Source organism: Serratia sarumanii (assembly GCF_029962605.1).
In the GTDB taxonomy this organism is placed as follows: Bacteria; Pseudomonadota; Gammaproteobacteria; order Enterobacterales; family Enterobacteriaceae; genus Serratia; species Serratia sarumanii.
In genome coordinates this window covers 2,900,878-2,915,067 of sequence record NZ_CP124750.1, presented here as the reverse complement: position 1 = coordinate 2,915,067, position 14,190 = coordinate 2,900,878, and the positions used below count along the sequence as shown (strand labels likewise).

Here is a 14,190-nt window from a genome sequence, read left to right as displayed (position 1 = left end):
ACCTGGCGTCAGGACAGATAGTGCTTCAACGCGCGCCCGGCCTGGTGGATCGCCGAATGCACCGCCGGGACGTGGGCGAGCGGATTCAACAGGCCGTAGTCGTGGATCAGCCCGTTATAGCGGGTGGAGGTGACCTCGACGCCGGCGGCATCGAGCAGACGCGCGTAGGCTTCGCCCTCATCGCGCAGTACGTCCAGCTCGGCGGTTTGCACCAGCGCCGGCGGCAACCCCCGCAGCTGGTCCGGCGTGGCGTTGAGCGGCGAGGCGTAGATATCTTTGCGCTGCGCCTTATCGGGCGCGTAGCTGTCCCAAAACCACTTCATCATGTTGCGGGTCAGGAAATGGCCTTCGGCAAACTGATGATAGGAATCGGTATCAAACTGGGCGCGGGTGACGGGCCACAGCAGGATCTGGCAGCGCAGCGCCGGTATGCCTTTCTGTTTGGCCATCAGGCTGACCACCGCCGCCATATTGCCGCCGGCGCTGTTGCCGACCACCGCCAGCCGCGAGCCGTCGACGTTGATCTTCTCGCCGTACTCGGCCACCCATTCGGTGGCGGCGTAAGCCAGGTTGATCGCCTCAGGGTAGCGCACCTCCGGTGAGCGGGGATAATTGACGAACACCGCCGCCGCACCTGAGCTGTGCACCAGATCGCGCACCAGCCGTTCATGGGTGGGAAAATCGCCCAGCACCCAGCCACCGCCGTGGAAGAACATGAATACCGGCAGCGCCTCTTTGACCCTGGCCGGCCGCACCAGCTGCAGCAGAATATCCTGACCTTCTACGTGAATGGTTTTCTCGCTGATCTCGACCTCGCGCAGCGGCACCTCGACGCTGCGTTGCGCGTCCTCCAACACCCTGCGCGCCTCTTTGGGCTTCATCTGTTCCATAGGTTTACCGCCGCCGGCATTCAGCGCGTCGAGAAACGCGCGGATGTCGTGTTGGGCGTGCGGCTGGCTGAGATCGACGGTTTTCTTGGGCATGGGGACTCCTTGTGCGCAGAAGAGAAGGGGCGGTCAGGATCACAGTGTAGTCGCTGGCGCACAAAGCAGGAGCCGCGGCCAGCGTGGCCCCTTTTGACCGGTGGGGTCTCGCGTCGCTGCCGCGATGCACCATTCTGGCGCACCGCTGCACCCGCTGGGGGCAAAAAGTGTGATAGCGAGCAAATCGGGCGAAATTATTTTTGCGAGCCCGATCAGAAATCCTGAAGTTTTTCGCAATTGAATAGGATTTCGCGCGCAATGATGATTTTAGGCCTTATTTTTTAATTTATGCATTACCAATGCATAGAAAATGAATAACTATGCAATATAAGCCGTTGTTTTAACGTCAAAAATAGCAAAATCCGGTAAAAATCCCGTTTTGGCACGATAGCTGCTCTACACTCTTTATCAAACGACATGTATTTTAACTGCTCGTTAACATTTACTCCCCGCTCAGGGACCGGATATACGCCATAAATAGTGAAAAACCGATTTTATGTAACAGATTTGTTTCTAAATCAGCGGTAAGGGGCAGCATTTTCTCCGCCGTGAAAGTCGGTTTTGAACAACGGTTTTTTTGCAATGTGGCGGCCTAGCCGGGCCTGAGCGGCCCTTACAGTCAAAATTCAGCCTTTGCTGAGATTATGAGGTCACTATGGAACAGCCAATCGCAGTCACCCGCCAGTCTTTCGATGACTGGATGGTCCCGGTTTATGCCCCTGCCGATTTTATTCTGGTGCGGGGAGAAGGCTCGCAGGTGTGGGATCAGCAGGGTAAGTCTTACATCGACTTCGCCGGCGGCATCGCGGTTAACGCGTTGGGGCATGCGCACCCGGCGGTCAAGGCGGCGCTGGTGGAGCAGGCGGGCAAACTGTGGCATCTGGGCAATGGCTATACCAACGAACCGGTGCTGCGCCTGGCCAAAAAATTGATCGACGCCACCTTCGCCGACAAGGTGTTCTTCTGCAACTCGGGCGCCGAAGCCAACGAAGCGGCGCTGAAACTGGCGCGCAAGCATGCGCACGACCAGCACGGCGCCGGTAAAGATCAGATTGTGGCGTTCAACAACGCGTTCCACGGCCGCACGCTGTTTACCGTGTCCGCCGGCGGCCAGCCAAAATACTCGCAGGACTTTGCGCCGCTGCCGGGCGGCATCACCCATACGCCGTACAACGATCTGGCCGCGGCGGCCGAGCTTATCAACGATCGCACCTGCGCGGTGATCGTCGAGCCGATCCAGGGCGAGGGCGGCGTGCTGCCGGCGGAAGCCAGTTTCCTGCAGGGGCTGCGTGAGCTGTGCGATCGCCATAATGCGCTGCTGATCTTCGACGAAGTGCAGACCGGCGTCGGCCGCACCGGCCACCTGTATGCCTACATGCAGTACGGCGTGGTGCCGGACGTGCTGACCACCGCCAAAGCGCTGGGCGGCGGTTTCCCGATCGGCGCTATGCTGACCACCGATGCGCTGGCGAAAACGCTGGGCGTCGGCACCCATGGCACCACCTACGGCGGCAACCCGCTGGCGACGGCGGTGGCGGGGACGGTGTTCTCCATCATCAACACCCCGGAAGTGCTGGAAGGCGTCAAACAGCGTCACCAGTGGTTTATCGACGGGTTGAACGACATCAACCGTCAGTACCCGATCTTCGCCGACATTCGCGGCGGCGGTTTGCTGATTGGCTGCCAATTGACGAAAGACTATGCCGGCAAAGCGAAGCAGATCACCCAACTGGCCAACGAAGAAGGCGTTATCGCGCTGATCGCCGGCCCGGACGTGGTGCGTTTCACGCCGTCGCTGATCATCCCTGAGCAGGATGTGAAAGAGGGGCTGGCGCGATTCGCGCGCGCCGTGGCGCGCATTTGCAGCTAATCAGCGGGCTGCGCCTTCACCGGCGCAGCCTGATTCAGAAGAGGTTCGCATTATGATGATTATTCGCCCTATAGAGCGTCGCGATCTGGCGGATTTATTGACGCTGGCCGGTAAATCCGGCATCGGTCTCACTTCACTGCCGCAAAATGAAGATACCCTGTCGGCACGCATTGAGCGGGCGTTAAAAACCTGGCAAGGCGAACTTCCGCAAAGTGACCAGTGTTATCTGTTCGTGTTGGAAGACAGCGAGCGCCGTCAGGTGGTCGGGGTCTGCGCGATCGAAGTGGCCGTCGGCCTGGCGGAACCCTGGTACAGCTTCCGCGTCGGCACGCAGGTGCACGCTTCCAAACAGCTGAACGTCTATAAATCGGTGCCGACGCTGTTCCTCAGCAACGATCATACCGGCCATTCGGAGCTGTGCACGCTGTTCCTCGATCCGGATTATCGTCACGGCGAGAACGGCAAGCTGCTGTCGAAGGTGCGTTTCCTGTTTATTGCCGCGTTCCGCGAACGTTTCTCCCGGCGCCTGATCGCCGAGATGCGCGGTTTCTCCGATGAAAACGGCCGATCGCCGTTCTGGGAGAGCGTCGGGCGCCATTTCTTCTCCATCGAGTTCGCCAAGGCGGACTACCTGAGCGGCACCGGGCAAAAGGCGTTTATCGCCGAACTGATGCCGAAACACCCGTTGTATGTCGATTTCCTGGCCGAAGACGCGCAGAAAGTGATCGGCGAAGTGCATCCGCAAACCCTGCCGGCGCGCCGATTGCTGGAGGCGGAAGGCCTGAGCTATCAGGGCTACGTCGATATCTTCGACGGCGGCCCGACGCTGGAAGCCGAGATCGACCACATCCGCGCGGTGAAGCAGAGCCGCCTGGTGAAAGTGGTGCTGGATGACACGCCGATGCGCGCCGATGCGCCGGTGCATCTGGTGGCCAACGACAACTATCAGCACTACCGCGCACTGTTGGTCAATGCCGATCTGTATGACGACCGCCTGCATATCAACGCCGCCACCGCCGCGGCGCTGGGCGTCGAACAGGGCAGCTCGGTGCGGGTGCTCCCCCTTATTGCACAGGAGAAAGCATGATGTCTCATCCTGCACTGTTGATTAACGGCGTCTGGCGGCAGGGCCGCGGCGCCGAGTTCGGCAAGGCCGATCCGGTCGGCAACCAGCCGCTGTGGCGCGCCAACGCCGCCGATACCGACGACGTCGCCGCCGCCTGCGAGGCCGCGCGCGCCGCGTTCCCGGCCTGGGCGCGTACGCCGTTCGAGCAGCGCGAACAGCTGGTAAGACGCTTCGCCGCCTTGCTGGAAGAACACAAGCAGTCGCTGGCGGAAACCATCAGCCGCGAGACCGGCAAACCGCGCTGGGAAACGCTGACCGAAATTCAGGCGATGATCGGCAAGGTGGGCATTTCGCTGCAGGCCTATCAGACGCGCACCGGCTTTAGCCAGACGGCGATGGCCGACGGCGCTTCGGTGCTGCGCCATCGTCCGCACGGCGTGCTGGCGGTGTTCGGGCCTTACAACTTCCCCGGCCATCTGCCGAACGGCCATATCGTGCCGGCGCTGTTGGCCGGCAACTGCGTGGTATTCAAACCGAGCGAGCTGACGCCGCTGACCGCCGAGGAGACCCTGAAGCTGTGGCTGCAGGCCGGCCTGCCGAACGGGGTGATCAACCTGGTGCAAGGCGGCCGCGAGACCGGCGAAGCGCTGGCGTCCAGTGCGGATATCGACGGCCTGCTGTTCACCGGCAGCGCCGGCACCGGCTATCACCTGCATCGCCAATTGGCGGGGCAGCCGGAGAAGATCCTAGCGTTGGAGATGGGCGGCAACAACGCGCTGATCGTCGACGGTTTTGACGATCGCGATGCGGCGGTCAACCTGGCTATCCAATCGGCGTTTATCTCCGCCGGCCAACGCTGCACCTGTTCACGCCGTATTCTGGTGAAGCAGGGGGCGGAAGGAGACGCCTTTATCGAACGTTTGGTCCAGGTGGCGGGTGAACTGCGCGTCGGCCGCTGGGATGCCGAACCGCAGCCGTTCATGGGCGGGGTGGTGTCGGCAGCCGCGGCGGAAAACATGCTGAACGCGCAGCAGCGCTTGCTGGCGCTGGGCGGCAAATCGCTGCTGAGCATGCGCCTGCTGGAACCGGGCAGTTCGCTGCTCAGCCCGGGCATCGTCGATCTGACCGGCGTGGCCGGCGTACCGGACGAAGAGTATTTCGGCCCCTTGACCACCATCGTGCGTTACCGCGATTTCGACGAAGCGCTACAGCTCGCCAACCGGACGCGCTACGGCCTGTCGGTGGGGCTGGTATCGCCGCAGCGCGCGCTGTTCGAGCGCTTGCTGCTGGAAGCGCGCGCCGGCATCGTCAACTGGAACAAGCCGCTGACCGGGGCGTCCAGCGCGGCGCCATTCGGTGGCGTGGGGGCCTCCGGCAACCATCGCCCAAGCGCCTTCTATGCGGCGGACTATTGCGCCTGGCCGATGGCTTCGCTGGAAAGCGAAAGCCTGTCGCTGCCGGCGACGCTCTCGCCGGGCTTGTTGTTCCGTTAATCGTCTGCGGCGGCGCGATGGCGCCGCCGCAGGCCATCCCCAGGGGATAGCCATGTCAGGATATGAAGTCAATTTCGACGGTTTGGTGGGGCCGACGCACCACTATGCCGGGCTGTCGTTCGGCAATGAGGCCTCGACGCAGCACCAAAACAGCGTATCTAACCCGAAGCTGGCGGCGAAACAAGGTTTGCTGAAAATGAAGGCGCTGGCCGATCTCGGTTTCCAGCAAGGGGTATTGCCGCCGCAGGAGCGGCCGCACTTGCCGATGCTGCGGCGCCTGGGGTTCAGCGGCAGCGATGAGGCGGTGCTGGCGCAGGCGATGCGTCAGTCGCCGCGCCTGCTGTCGGCGCTCAGCTCGGCGTCGTGCATGTGGACCGCCAATGCGGCTACGGTGTCGCCTTCGGCGGACAGCGCCGACGGCAAGGTGCATTTCACCGCCGCCAACCTGAACAACAAATTCCACCGCGCCATCGAAGCGGAAACCACCACCGCCGTATTGCGGGCGATGTTCAGCGACGATCGGCATTTCGCCCACCATGAGGCGCTGCCGCAGGTGGCGTTGTTCGGCGACGAAGGGGCCGCCAACCACAACCGTTTGGGCGGCGACTACGCCAAGCGCAGCGTGCAGGTGTTCGTCTACGGTCGGCAGGAGTTCGGCGGCGAAACGGCGCCGGCGCGTTATCCGGCGCGCCAGACGCGCGAAGCCGGTGAGGCGATCGCTCGCCTACATCAGTTGGACGAGCAGCATACGGTCTTCGTGCAGCAAAACCCGGCGGTGATCGATCAGGGCGTGTTCCATAACGACGTGATTGCGGTCAGCAACCAAAACGTACTTTTCCACCACCAGCAGGCGTTTCACCGCCAGCAGCAGGCGCTGGATGAAGTGCGCCGCAAGATGGCGACGCTGGACAGCGAGCTGGTGGCGATCGAGGTGCCGACCGAGCGCGTTTCGGTGGCGGACGCGGTGGCGACCTACCTGTTCAATAGCCAAATTCTTACCAAACCGAACGGCAGGATGATGATCGTGGTGCCGGAAGAGTCGCGTCAGCACGCCGGCGTGTGGCGTTATCTGAACGACATGATCGGCAGCGGCGACCCGATCGATGAAATCCGCGTGTTCGACCTGCGCGAAAGCATGCGCAACGGCGGCGGCCCGGCCTGCCTGCGGTTGCGGGTGGCGCTCAACGAACAAGAGTTGAGAGCGGTCAATCCGCGCGTGATGATGAACGAGCGGTTGTTTGCGACGCTGAACGAATGGGTGGATCGTCATTACCGCGATCGCCTGACGCAGGATGACCTGGCCGATCCGCTGCTGCTGCGCGAAGGGCGCGAGGCGCTGGATGCGCTGACGTCGATCCTCGGCCTCGGCTCCATCTATCCATTCCAACGCTAAGGGAGGCGGCATGATCGATCTACTGCCCCTGACGCTGGAAGGGAACGAACCCGTCGAATGGCAGGGTGAAACACCGCAGCTGCGCTGGCGCTGGCAGGGGGAAGGGGTGCTGGAGCTCACGCCGCGGCAGCCTCACCGCCAGGCGATGGTGATGTCGGCGGGCGTGCACGGCAACGAAACCGCGCCGATTGAACTGCTCAATCAGCTGGTCGGCGATCTGCTGGCTGGCCGGTTGCCGCTGAAGGTGCGGCTGTTGGTGGTGCTGGGTAACCCGGCGGCGATGCGGGCCGGCAAGCGTTATCTGCACAGCGATATGAACCGCATGTTCGGCGGCCGCTACCGCAACTTCGCCGCCAGCGGCGAAACCGTGCGCGCGCAGCAGTTGGAGCGTGCGCTCGCCGCCTTTTTCGATGGCGAGCAGGCGGCGCGTTTCCACTACGATTTGCACACCGCCATCCGTGAATCGCGTTTGCCGCGCTTCGGCATTCTGCCCTTCCAGAAACGCCCGTACAGCGAGCCGATGTTGCAGCTGCTGGATGCCGCCGATCTGGATGCGCTGGTGGTGCACAGCGCGCCGGGCGGTACCTTTAGCCACTACTCCAGCGAACATCTCAATGCGGCGAGCTGTACGCTCGAGTTGGGCAAGGCGCGGCCGTTCGGCAGTAACGATCTGCAGCAATTCGCCGCCATCGATCGCGCGCTGCGGGCGGCGGTCAGCGAAGGGCCGCCGCCGGTGCGTGCGGGCGCCGAGATTCGGGTTTTCCGTGTGATGCACTCGTTGATCAAGCACAGCGAAGATTTCAAGCTGCACCTGGACGATGACACGGCCAACTTCACCGAGCTGAAACCGGGGATGTTGCTGTGCGAGCAGCCGCAGGAGGAGTATCGCGTGGGCCAGGAGGGGGCGTGGATACTGTTCCCTAACCCCGGTGTGGCGTTGGGCCTGCGTGCCGGTATGTTGTTGAGCGAAGTTTCCCGTTCTACGCTGTATTGATTTATCCACGGCGGCGCCCTCAGCGCGCCGCCGTTATTCCCTTCATTATTTTAGTCTGCTATTTCTCGCTATTTTAATTGCCGTAAGGCGAATTTTATTCGTTCTGAAGAGATTCCCTTATGTGAATGAATAAAAGGCGGTGTCAGATGATTAGCTGAAAGTCTTAATTGCCTGGTGAATATGTTAAGACAAAAATGTGAAATAAGTAACGTTTTTAATAACCATGCTAATTTTATTGTTATTTTTGAATCGTGCAGAAAGCACGCAAAACGAAACCTAAATGCACCATATTGGTGCGTTGCACCATTTTGGTTATAACTTATGTGGCAAAATATTCATATATTCAATTGGTTGCGTGATGCTTGCTTTGTAATGTTTGGTTACAAATAAACATGCTTTCTCCTCGTTGTTTCATGAACTTTTTGATTTTAAGTTTTGATTCATGATGCTAATGTCACATCACCCCCGTATTAGGGGGGCTCATAAAATACCAAAAGATAAAATCACAGCCCAAATTATAAATGGGCGTGATGGGCAGGGTTCTAATTATAATATCTAGGAAAATAAATGATGAAACGCAGTGTATTAGCCTTAGCTGTCGCCCTCGGGGCGATCACCTCCTTCGCCAACGCGGCTGAAATCTACAATAAGGATGGCAATAAACTCGACCTGTACGGCCGTGTTAACGCCAAGCATTATTTCAGCGACAGTAAATCCAACGACGGTGATATGACCTATGTTCGCCTGGGCTTCAAAGGCGAAACGCAAATCAATGATCAGTTGACCGGGTACGGCCAGTGGGAATACAACGTCCAGGCCAATCATGACGAAGCGCAGGGCACTACCGGCACCAAAACGCGTCTGGGCTTCGCGGGGCTGAAATTCGGCAACTACGGTTCTTTCGACTACGGCCGCAACTATGGTGTGGTCTATGACGCCGAGGCTTACACCGACATGCTGCCGGAGTTCGGCGGCGACTCCTACAGCTATACCGATAACTTTATGACCGCCCGTTCCAACGGTTTGGCCACCTACCGCAACCGTGATTTCTTCGGTTTGGTGGACGGCCTGAATCTGGCGGTGCAGTACCAGGGTAAAAACGATGGCGACGGCCGCAGCGTGACCAAGCAAAACGGCGACGGTTACGGCCTGTCTCTGGACTATCAGGACATCGGCGGTTCCGGCATCGGCGTAGCGGCGGCGTTCTCCGACTCCAACCGCACCAGCGCTCAAAAAGCGCTGCAGTACGGTAAAGGCGACAGCGCCACCGCATGGACCACTGCGGTGAAATACGATGCCAACCAGGTTTACCTGGCTGCGATGTATGCCGAAACCCGCAACATGACGCCGATCAGCGTCAACGGCACTTCCGGTTTCGCCAATAAAACGCAAAACTTCGAAGTTGTGGCCCAGTATCAATTCGAGAACGGTCTGCGTCCTTCCGTGGCTTACGTGCAGTCCAAAGGCAAGGATATCGAAGGGATCGGTGATGCCGACCTGGTGAAGTACGTGGAAGTGGGGGCGACTTACTACTTCAACAAAAATATGTACACCTACGTTGATTACCAAATCAACCAGCTGAGCGACGATAACAAACTGAAACTGGCCAACGATGATATTGTTGCCGTCAGCCTGACGTATCGCTTCTAATCTGCAATTCCCTTACCTTCATCCTGTGTCGGGATTGGTAATCAGGCGGGGCGCAAGCCCCGCCTTAGCTCGTTGACAAAGGCGGAAAAAGCGTGGTTTTTCCTTCTTTGTGGTGAGCAACCGAAAATCAATGAATTGATTTCCCTTATTTTAAATGCTGTTTTCGGTAAACCTGGCAATGTCACCAGGCTTGTCATTAACCTCAGGCGGGGCGCAAGCCCGGCCTTCGTTTTATCGGGATCTCAGCCTTTGGGCGCCAGCCCGACCAGCTCAATGGCGGAACGCAGCGCGGCGAAACGTTGCTGATCCTGCTCACGCTCTATTTCGTTCACCAGCTGTGAAAGAATGTTGCCGCCGGAGACCTTTTTATGGTTTTGGATTAACTGCAACACTGCGTCGCCTAACGCCAGGCTGACGTCGTGCAGCAGAGTTTCATATTGCTCGTTGGAGTGAGCCGATGCTGGCATGACCTTTCTCTGTCTCTTTCTTCTTCGGGAGCCGCAATTTAGCAAAACAGCGGCCTTATGCCTCGGAGGAAGACGCAGTTTCCGATGAAATCAGAAATTCCTCAGCGTCGCGCGGGGAGGGCGTTAAAAATCCGAATATTCGCTGGCTGGCAACCAGAAGCCGTCGATAAACTCTTCCATGGGATAACAGCCGGCGTGTCGCAAGTTCTGTTCCTTCATCGCGACCAGGCATTGCGGCTCGTCGCGCAATATGTCGACCACCATTTCACTGCAGCCACCATCCAGATAACAGACAAACATCACCAATGCGTACATCGTTGCACGCCTCCTTCGTCGAGTTGCTCTGTCTGCAACAGTGTAGGTAAAAAAGCGCGATTTTTCAGCATCATTGCGCGATTAATCGCCACCGAAACGCCGTTGACGACACTTTCGGAATACTCTAACCGTTTCTGACGCCGTGAGCGGATGGCATATCCTTTTGTCGATGCTAAGCTTAACTAGCCTTACTTAAACGCATTAGTGAAACCATCAAAAGGAGTGAATATGGGCTTGTTTAACTTCGTCAAAGAAGCGGGTGAAAAACTGTGGGACACAGTCACCGGTAATGCCTCCGCCGAAGATCAAGGCGCCAAACTCAAGGAGCATCTCAATAAGAGCGGCTTGCCGGACACCGACAAAGTCAATGTGCAGGTGATCGATGGTAAAGCCGTAGTGACCGGCGACGCCGTCAGCCAGGAGTTAAAAGAGAAGATCCTGGTGGCTGTCGGCAACGTGGCGGGCATCAGCGGCGTGGAGGATAAGGTGGCGGTGACGCAACCCGACGCCGAGAGCCGCTTCTATACCGTGAAGAAGGGCGATACGCTGAGCGCCATCTCTAAAGAGATGTACGGCAACGCCAATCAGTACAACAAGATTTTCGAAGCCAACAAGCCGATGCTGTCGAGCCCGGACAAGATTTATCCTGGGCAGGTGTTGCGTATCCCGCAATAACGCGTCGGTCTGCCATAGCCCGGTTGTGTACCGGGCTTTTTTTTGTCCTCTGCAATAGGTGTCTCTTATTTCCCTGCGATCTTGATGCCGGTTACATTTCCCCTGTGTACCCGCTCGCTTGCCGGCAGGCGCGGTGTTGACCCTGATGGGGAAAATTGATAGCGTCATCCCCCGGTTGAGCCGGAACGACCAAGGCGACAACGTTGGCGCCTTATTCTGAGGGGATGTTTTGCCCCATCAAACAGCAATGCAGCAGTTGAACGAGTGAAACCGATTTAGTGAAACAACAGCGTAACGCCTCAACGGATAAAAACTATCGAGAAACCTTGGGTGATGCGCAATTTGCGATCGTCGTGTTGGCGGTGGCGTCCTGCTCACTGATTATCTTTACGCTGGCGGTCACGCTGTGGGTGACCTGACGCGATTAACTAGGGGAGATAAAATGGAGCCTAATCTCCATGATGAGACCAAACTGCTGGCGATTATCGGCCTGTTGGTGTCCGTGCTGCTGGTGGTATCAATTCTCTTTGGCGTGACCTATTTCTCCGATCTCAGGCACGCGCAGGACGATATAGACATCATGAGCTGCTATATCAAAGCGTCCTGAACCGCGCAACTGCGCCTGAGCGTCGCCGCTCTGTGGGGAAGCGGTCCTGTGTTAAGCTTGGGCGGTTACCCTTGGCGAATCTGCGCCATTCAGGAGGTCTTTGCGATGAGTCAGTCACGTCCTACGCTCTCTTCACCTGCACGCGAATGCCCTGTCGTTGACGGCGTGCGCCAGATACAACGTATTGCCGTGCGTAACGCAGAAGTGGGGGGCATCCCGATCAACCGTGCGTTACCAACCCGGGAGCGGCGCACCGTCGGCGCCTGGTGTTTTCTCGATCACGCCGGGCCGACGGTCTTCAACGGCACCTCGCCCGGCATGGATGTGGGGCCGCATCCGCACATCGGGCTGCAAACGTTCACCTGGATGATAGAGGGGGAGGTGCTGCACCGAGACAGCCTCGGCAGTGAGCAGGTGATTCGCCCGGGCCAGGTTAATCTGATGACCGCAGGGCGCGGCATTGCGCATACCGAACAGTCGGTGGGTGAGCAACGGCGATTGCATGCCGCACAATTATGGATCGCGTTGCCGGCCGAACATGCCGACATGGCGCCACGCTTCGATCATTATCCTGACTTGCCGCAATGGCAGAATAACGGCGTGAATCACCGTTTGCTGGTGGGGGAATTTGGCGCTTACCGTTCACCGGTGTTTACGCTTTCGCCATTAATCGCCATTGATCTGGAATGGCAGGAAGCGGCGAGGATCGAATTGCCGCTGCGCGATGATGATGAAATCGGCTTTTTGCCCCTTATTGGTGCATTTGAACTTAATGGTGAAACTTTTTCACCTGATGAGTTCGCCTATTTGGGCATGAAGAATAACTCTATTGGGTTAAATGCGCAAAAGGGCAGCCGGGGATTATTAATCGGTGGGGCGCCATTAAACGAAGAGATCCTTATCTGGTGGAATTTCGTTGGCCATAGCAAGGCTGAAATTACTCGGGCTCAGCATGATTGGGAACAAGGGGCGCCGCGCTTCCCGGCGGTTAGCGGTTATTCTGGTGAGCGCATGACCGCGCCACGCCTGCCCTGGAGCGATGTTTGATAGCGTTAGGATATAATCGCCGCGATTATTCGGCTTATTTCGCTCTAATAAGGCGCAATTAATGTGATCGCGGCTCCAGCTTTACGACAATATAAGGTTTATCGGCGGAAAAGTGATCTGGCGCATATAATGACAGCGAGAAGAAGTTTAGGATAATCCTCAGGAAGTAAGGTTGTCTCCCGTTAGTCAGATGTCAGTGAGGTCATTATGAGCCAGGTACTCTATCGTGCAAGACTGTCCCATGTCGTGGTTGCCACGGCGCTGTTTTGGGCCTCTGTCGCGGCATTGTTGGTCGCCGTATTAAACTAACCTCAAAAAATGACTCCTGCATAAACCCGCCTCGGCGGGTTTTTTTATCTCCGCCGGTGGGAAGATGAGAGGCGGAGTTTATAATTGATGACATCTTCAATAAACGACCGGGATCCTCATGACGCTCTTTGCCGATATTTTGCTGCTGCTCATCGCAGCGCTCCATCTTTATATCCTGGTGCTGGAAATGTTCCTGTGGCGTACGCCACTCGGCAGGCGCGCATTCGGCACGACGGCGGAGTTCGCCGCCGCCACCCGGGTGCTGGCCGCCAATCAGGGGTTGTACAACGGCTTTCTGGCGGTGGGGTTGGCATGGAGCTACTGGCGTGGGGATATGGCGCTGCAGCTGTTCTTTCTCGGGTGCGTGTTGGCGGCCGGCGTGTTCGGCGGGCTGACCGCCAGCCGCAAAATTCTGTGGGTGCAGGCGCTGCCGGCCGCGATCGCGATACTGGCGGCATGGGCGGCGCGTTAACCCGCCGGTTTGCGGCGGGCTTCAGGCGGATTTTTGGTGAATGACGTGCAGCGGCGGATCGATATGCAGATCGACGCTCAAATCCTGGCGGAAATCATAGGGCGTGATATTAAAACGCTTTCTGAACATGTACGTGAAGTGAGACTGTGAACCGAAGCCAAAGTCCAGGGCAATATCGAAGATCGACGCTTCACTGCTGCGCAGTTGGTAGACCGCGCCGGCCAGACGGCGTTCGCGAATGTATTTGCCGAGCGAAATTCCCGTCGCTTCTTTGAACAGCTTCTGCATGTGCCACAGCGAGTAGCCGGAGTACTCGGCCAGCTCTTCGAGATGGATCACTCGTCCGAGGTGAGTTTCGACCCATTTGCTGAGGGCGCAGACCAATGAGAGGTGGTGTTCTTGTATCATCAGTGCGTCAGTGTGAGACCTACATAGCGGTGAAGTATACACAACTTGCCGCCGTGGACAAAAACGCCGCCGGTGTCGGGCGGCAATTATTCGGAAAAACCGCGTAACCGCCGCTTGTCAGCCGAAAGGAAAAACGGCTAATCTGAGACGGTCACCGCCTCGGTGGGGGACGCAAAGAAGGCCGCAGCAAGTAACCGCCAAAACAGAGTCAGCCGTAACAACTCAACGTTGATGGGGTGATCGCATGTTAATGACAGTGATTATTACTCTGGTTGTAATCGTGGGCGTCGGCGCTTTTATGGCGATGCCGGTGATGAGCATGAAAAACGCGGAAGGTGTGGGAGGTGAAGAACCGTGAGAGCAAGAGATATTGCACGCCGCTGAGCGGGGCGAACGCCAATCGGGAAAGCCTGGGTCAGAAACCCGGGCTTTTTGTTGCGC

15 protein-coding genes are annotated in these 14,190 nt (G+C 58.1%); 11 read left to right on the top strand and 4 right to left on the bottom strand.

The genetic code is table 11. From position 1 onward, the window contains the following. Positions 1 to 8 precede the first annotated feature (8 nt). A complete protein-coding gene (locus SSARUM_RS13885; protein WP_043147591.1) occupies positions 9 to 983 on the bottom strand; it encodes an alpha/beta hydrolase in 975 nt (324 codons plus the stop codon). A 655-nt stretch (positions 984 to 1,638) separates the two neighbouring features. Here SSARUM_RS13885 and SSARUM_RS13880 point away from each other — a divergent pair. From SSARUM_RS13880 to ompC, 6 genes are all read left to right on the top strand, one after another. Next, positions 1,639 to 2,853 carry an aspartate aminotransferase family protein gene (locus tag SSARUM_RS13880; protein ID WP_033647702.1) on the top strand — a complete coding sequence of 405 codons (1,215 nt, stop codon included), beginning with the start codon at positions 1,639 to 1,641 and terminating at the stop codon, positions 2,851 to 2,853. 52 nt (positions 2,854 to 2,905) lie between these two features. Continuing rightward, positions 2,906 to 3,940 (top strand): arginine N-succinyltransferase, encoded by a 1,035-nt coding sequence (gene astA / locus SSARUM_RS13875; RefSeq protein WP_060430196.1) that lies wholly within the window; start codon positions 2,906 to 2,908, stop codon positions 3,938 to 3,940. Continuing rightward, positions 3,940 to 5,412: a succinylglutamate-semialdehyde dehydrogenase gene (gene astD, locus SSARUM_RS13870; protein WP_060430618.1), complete on the top strand. Its 1,473-nt coding sequence runs from the start codon at positions 3,940 to 3,942 to the stop codon at positions 5,410 to 5,412. The genes astA and astD overlap by 1 nt, the downstream gene beginning before the upstream one ends. 52 nt (positions 5,413 to 5,464) lie before the next feature. Next, entirely contained in the window at positions 5,465 to 6,805 is a 1,341-nt protein-coding gene (astB, locus tag SSARUM_RS13865; RefSeq protein WP_043147589.1) for an N-succinylarginine dihydrolase, read from the top strand. Between the two features lie 10 nt (positions 6,806 to 6,815). Next, positions 6,816 to 7,799 (top strand): succinylglutamate desuccinylase, encoded by a 984-nt coding sequence (gene astE / locus SSARUM_RS13860; RefSeq protein WP_043147588.1) that lies wholly within the window; start codon positions 6,816 to 6,818, stop codon positions 7,797 to 7,799. A gap of 567 nt (positions 7,800 to 8,366) precedes the next feature. After that, complete coding sequence (ompC, locus tag SSARUM_RS13855) at positions 8,367 to 9,449, top strand: porin OmpC (protein WP_033634904.1); 1,083 nt, start codon at positions 8,367 to 8,369, stop codon at positions 9,447 to 9,449. 242 nt (positions 9,450 to 9,691) lie between these two features. On the opposite strand, the gene SSARUM_RS13850 is transcribed toward ompC, so the two are convergent. Then, positions 9,692 to 9,916, bottom strand: coding sequence for a biofilm development regulator YmgB/AriR family protein (locus SSARUM_RS13850; protein ID WP_033634903.1), 225 nt, complete (start codon positions 9,914 to 9,916; stop codon positions 9,692 to 9,694). 123 nt (positions 9,917 to 10,039) lie between these two features. Next, positions 10,040 to 10,231, bottom strand: a complete 192-nt coding sequence (locus SSARUM_RS13845; RefSeq protein ID WP_004934567.1) for a YdfD/YebW family protein — start codon at positions 10,229 to 10,231, stop codon at positions 10,040 to 10,042. A 228-nt stretch (positions 10,232 to 10,459) separates the two neighbouring features. Between SSARUM_RS13845 and lysM the strand changes: the two genes are divergently transcribed. From lysM to SSARUM_RS13820, 5 genes are all read left to right on the top strand, one after another. Next, positions 10,460 to 10,906, top strand: coding sequence for a peptidoglycan-binding protein LysM (gene lysM, locus SSARUM_RS13840; RefSeq protein WP_048321675.1), 447 nt, complete (start codon positions 10,460 to 10,462; stop codon positions 10,904 to 10,906). Positions 10,907 to 11,184: 278 nt separating this feature from the next. Next, on the top strand, positions 11,185 to 11,325 hold the full coding sequence (locus SSARUM_RS13835; protein ID WP_162846225.1) for a hypothetical protein: 141 nt from the start codon (positions 11,185 to 11,187) through the stop codon (positions 11,323 to 11,325). 23 nt (positions 11,326 to 11,348) lie between these two features. Then, positions 11,349 to 11,513, top strand: a complete 165-nt coding sequence (locus SSARUM_RS13830; protein ID WP_162846224.1) for a hypothetical protein — start codon at positions 11,349 to 11,351, stop codon at positions 11,511 to 11,513. Between the two features lie 105 nt (positions 11,514 to 11,618). Next, a complete protein-coding gene (locus SSARUM_RS13825) occupies positions 11,619 to 12,560 on the top strand; it encodes a pirin family protein (RefSeq protein WP_039565624.1) in 942 nt (313 codons plus the stop codon). Positions 12,561 to 12,987: 427 nt separating this feature from the next. Continuing rightward, positions 12,988 to 13,341, top strand: coding sequence for a DUF1304 domain-containing protein (locus tag SSARUM_RS13820; protein ID WP_033647695.1), 354 nt, complete (start codon positions 12,988 to 12,990; stop codon positions 13,339 to 13,341). A 21-nt stretch (positions 13,342 to 13,362) separates the two neighbouring features. Here the strand turns inward: SSARUM_RS13820 and SSARUM_RS13815 are convergent, their stop codons facing one another. Beyond that, positions 13,363 to 13,749 carry a helix-turn-helix domain-containing protein gene (locus SSARUM_RS13815; RefSeq protein WP_004927697.1) on the bottom strand — a complete coding sequence of 129 codons (387 nt, stop codon included), beginning with the start codon at positions 13,747 to 13,749 and terminating at the stop codon, positions 13,363 to 13,365. Positions 13,750 to 14,190 lie beyond the last annotated feature (441 nt).

Bases quoted from the DNA above. Each gene is read 5' to 3' on its own strand.
- SSARUM_RS13885 (WP_043147591.1), bottom strand. From the start codon at position 983: ATGCCCAAGAAAACCGTCGATCTCAGCCAGCCGCACGCCCAACACGAC.
- SSARUM_RS13880 (WP_033647702.1), top strand. From the start codon at position 1,639: ATGGAACAGCCAATCGCAGTCACCCGCCAGTCTTTCGATGACTGGATG.
- astA (WP_060430196.1), top strand. From the start codon at position 2,906: ATGATGATTATTCGCCCTATAGAGCGTCGCGATCTGGCGGATTTATTG.
- astD (WP_060430618.1), top strand. From the start codon at position 3,940: ATGTCTCATCCTGCACTGTTGATTAACGGCGTCTGGCGGCAGGGCCGC.
- astB (WP_043147589.1), top strand. From the start codon at position 5,465: ATGTCAGGATATGAAGTCAATTTCGACGGTTTGGTGGGGCCGACGCAC.
- astE (WP_043147588.1), top strand. From the start codon at position 6,816: ATGATCGATCTACTGCCCCTGACGCTGGAAGGGAACGAACCCGTCGAA.
- ompC (WP_033634904.1), top strand. From the start codon at position 8,367: ATGATGAAACGCAGTGTATTAGCCTTAGCTGTCGCCCTCGGGGCGATC.
- SSARUM_RS13850 (WP_033634903.1), bottom strand. From the start codon at position 9,916: ATGCCAGCATCGGCTCACTCCAACGAGCAATATGAAACTCTGCTGCAC.
- SSARUM_RS13845 (WP_004934567.1), bottom strand. From the start codon at position 10,231: ATGTACGCATTGGTGATGTTTGTCTGTTATCTGGATGGTGGCTGCAGT.
- lysM (WP_048321675.1), top strand. From the start codon at position 10,460: ATGGGCTTGTTTAACTTCGTCAAAGAAGCGGGTGAAAAACTGTGGGAC.
- SSARUM_RS13830 (WP_162846224.1), top strand. From the start codon at position 11,349: ATGGAGCCTAATCTCCATGATGAGACCAAACTGCTGGCGATTATCGGC.
- SSARUM_RS13825 (WP_039565624.1), top strand. From the start codon at position 11,619: ATGAGTCAGTCACGTCCTACGCTCTCTTCACCTGCACGCGAATGCCCT.
- SSARUM_RS13820 (WP_033647695.1), top strand. From the start codon at position 12,988: ATGACGCTCTTTGCCGATATTTTGCTGCTGCTCATCGCAGCGCTCCAT.
- SSARUM_RS13815 (WP_004927697.1), bottom strand. From the start codon at position 13,749: ATGATACAAGAACACCACCTCTCATTGGTCTGCGCCCTCAGCAAATGG.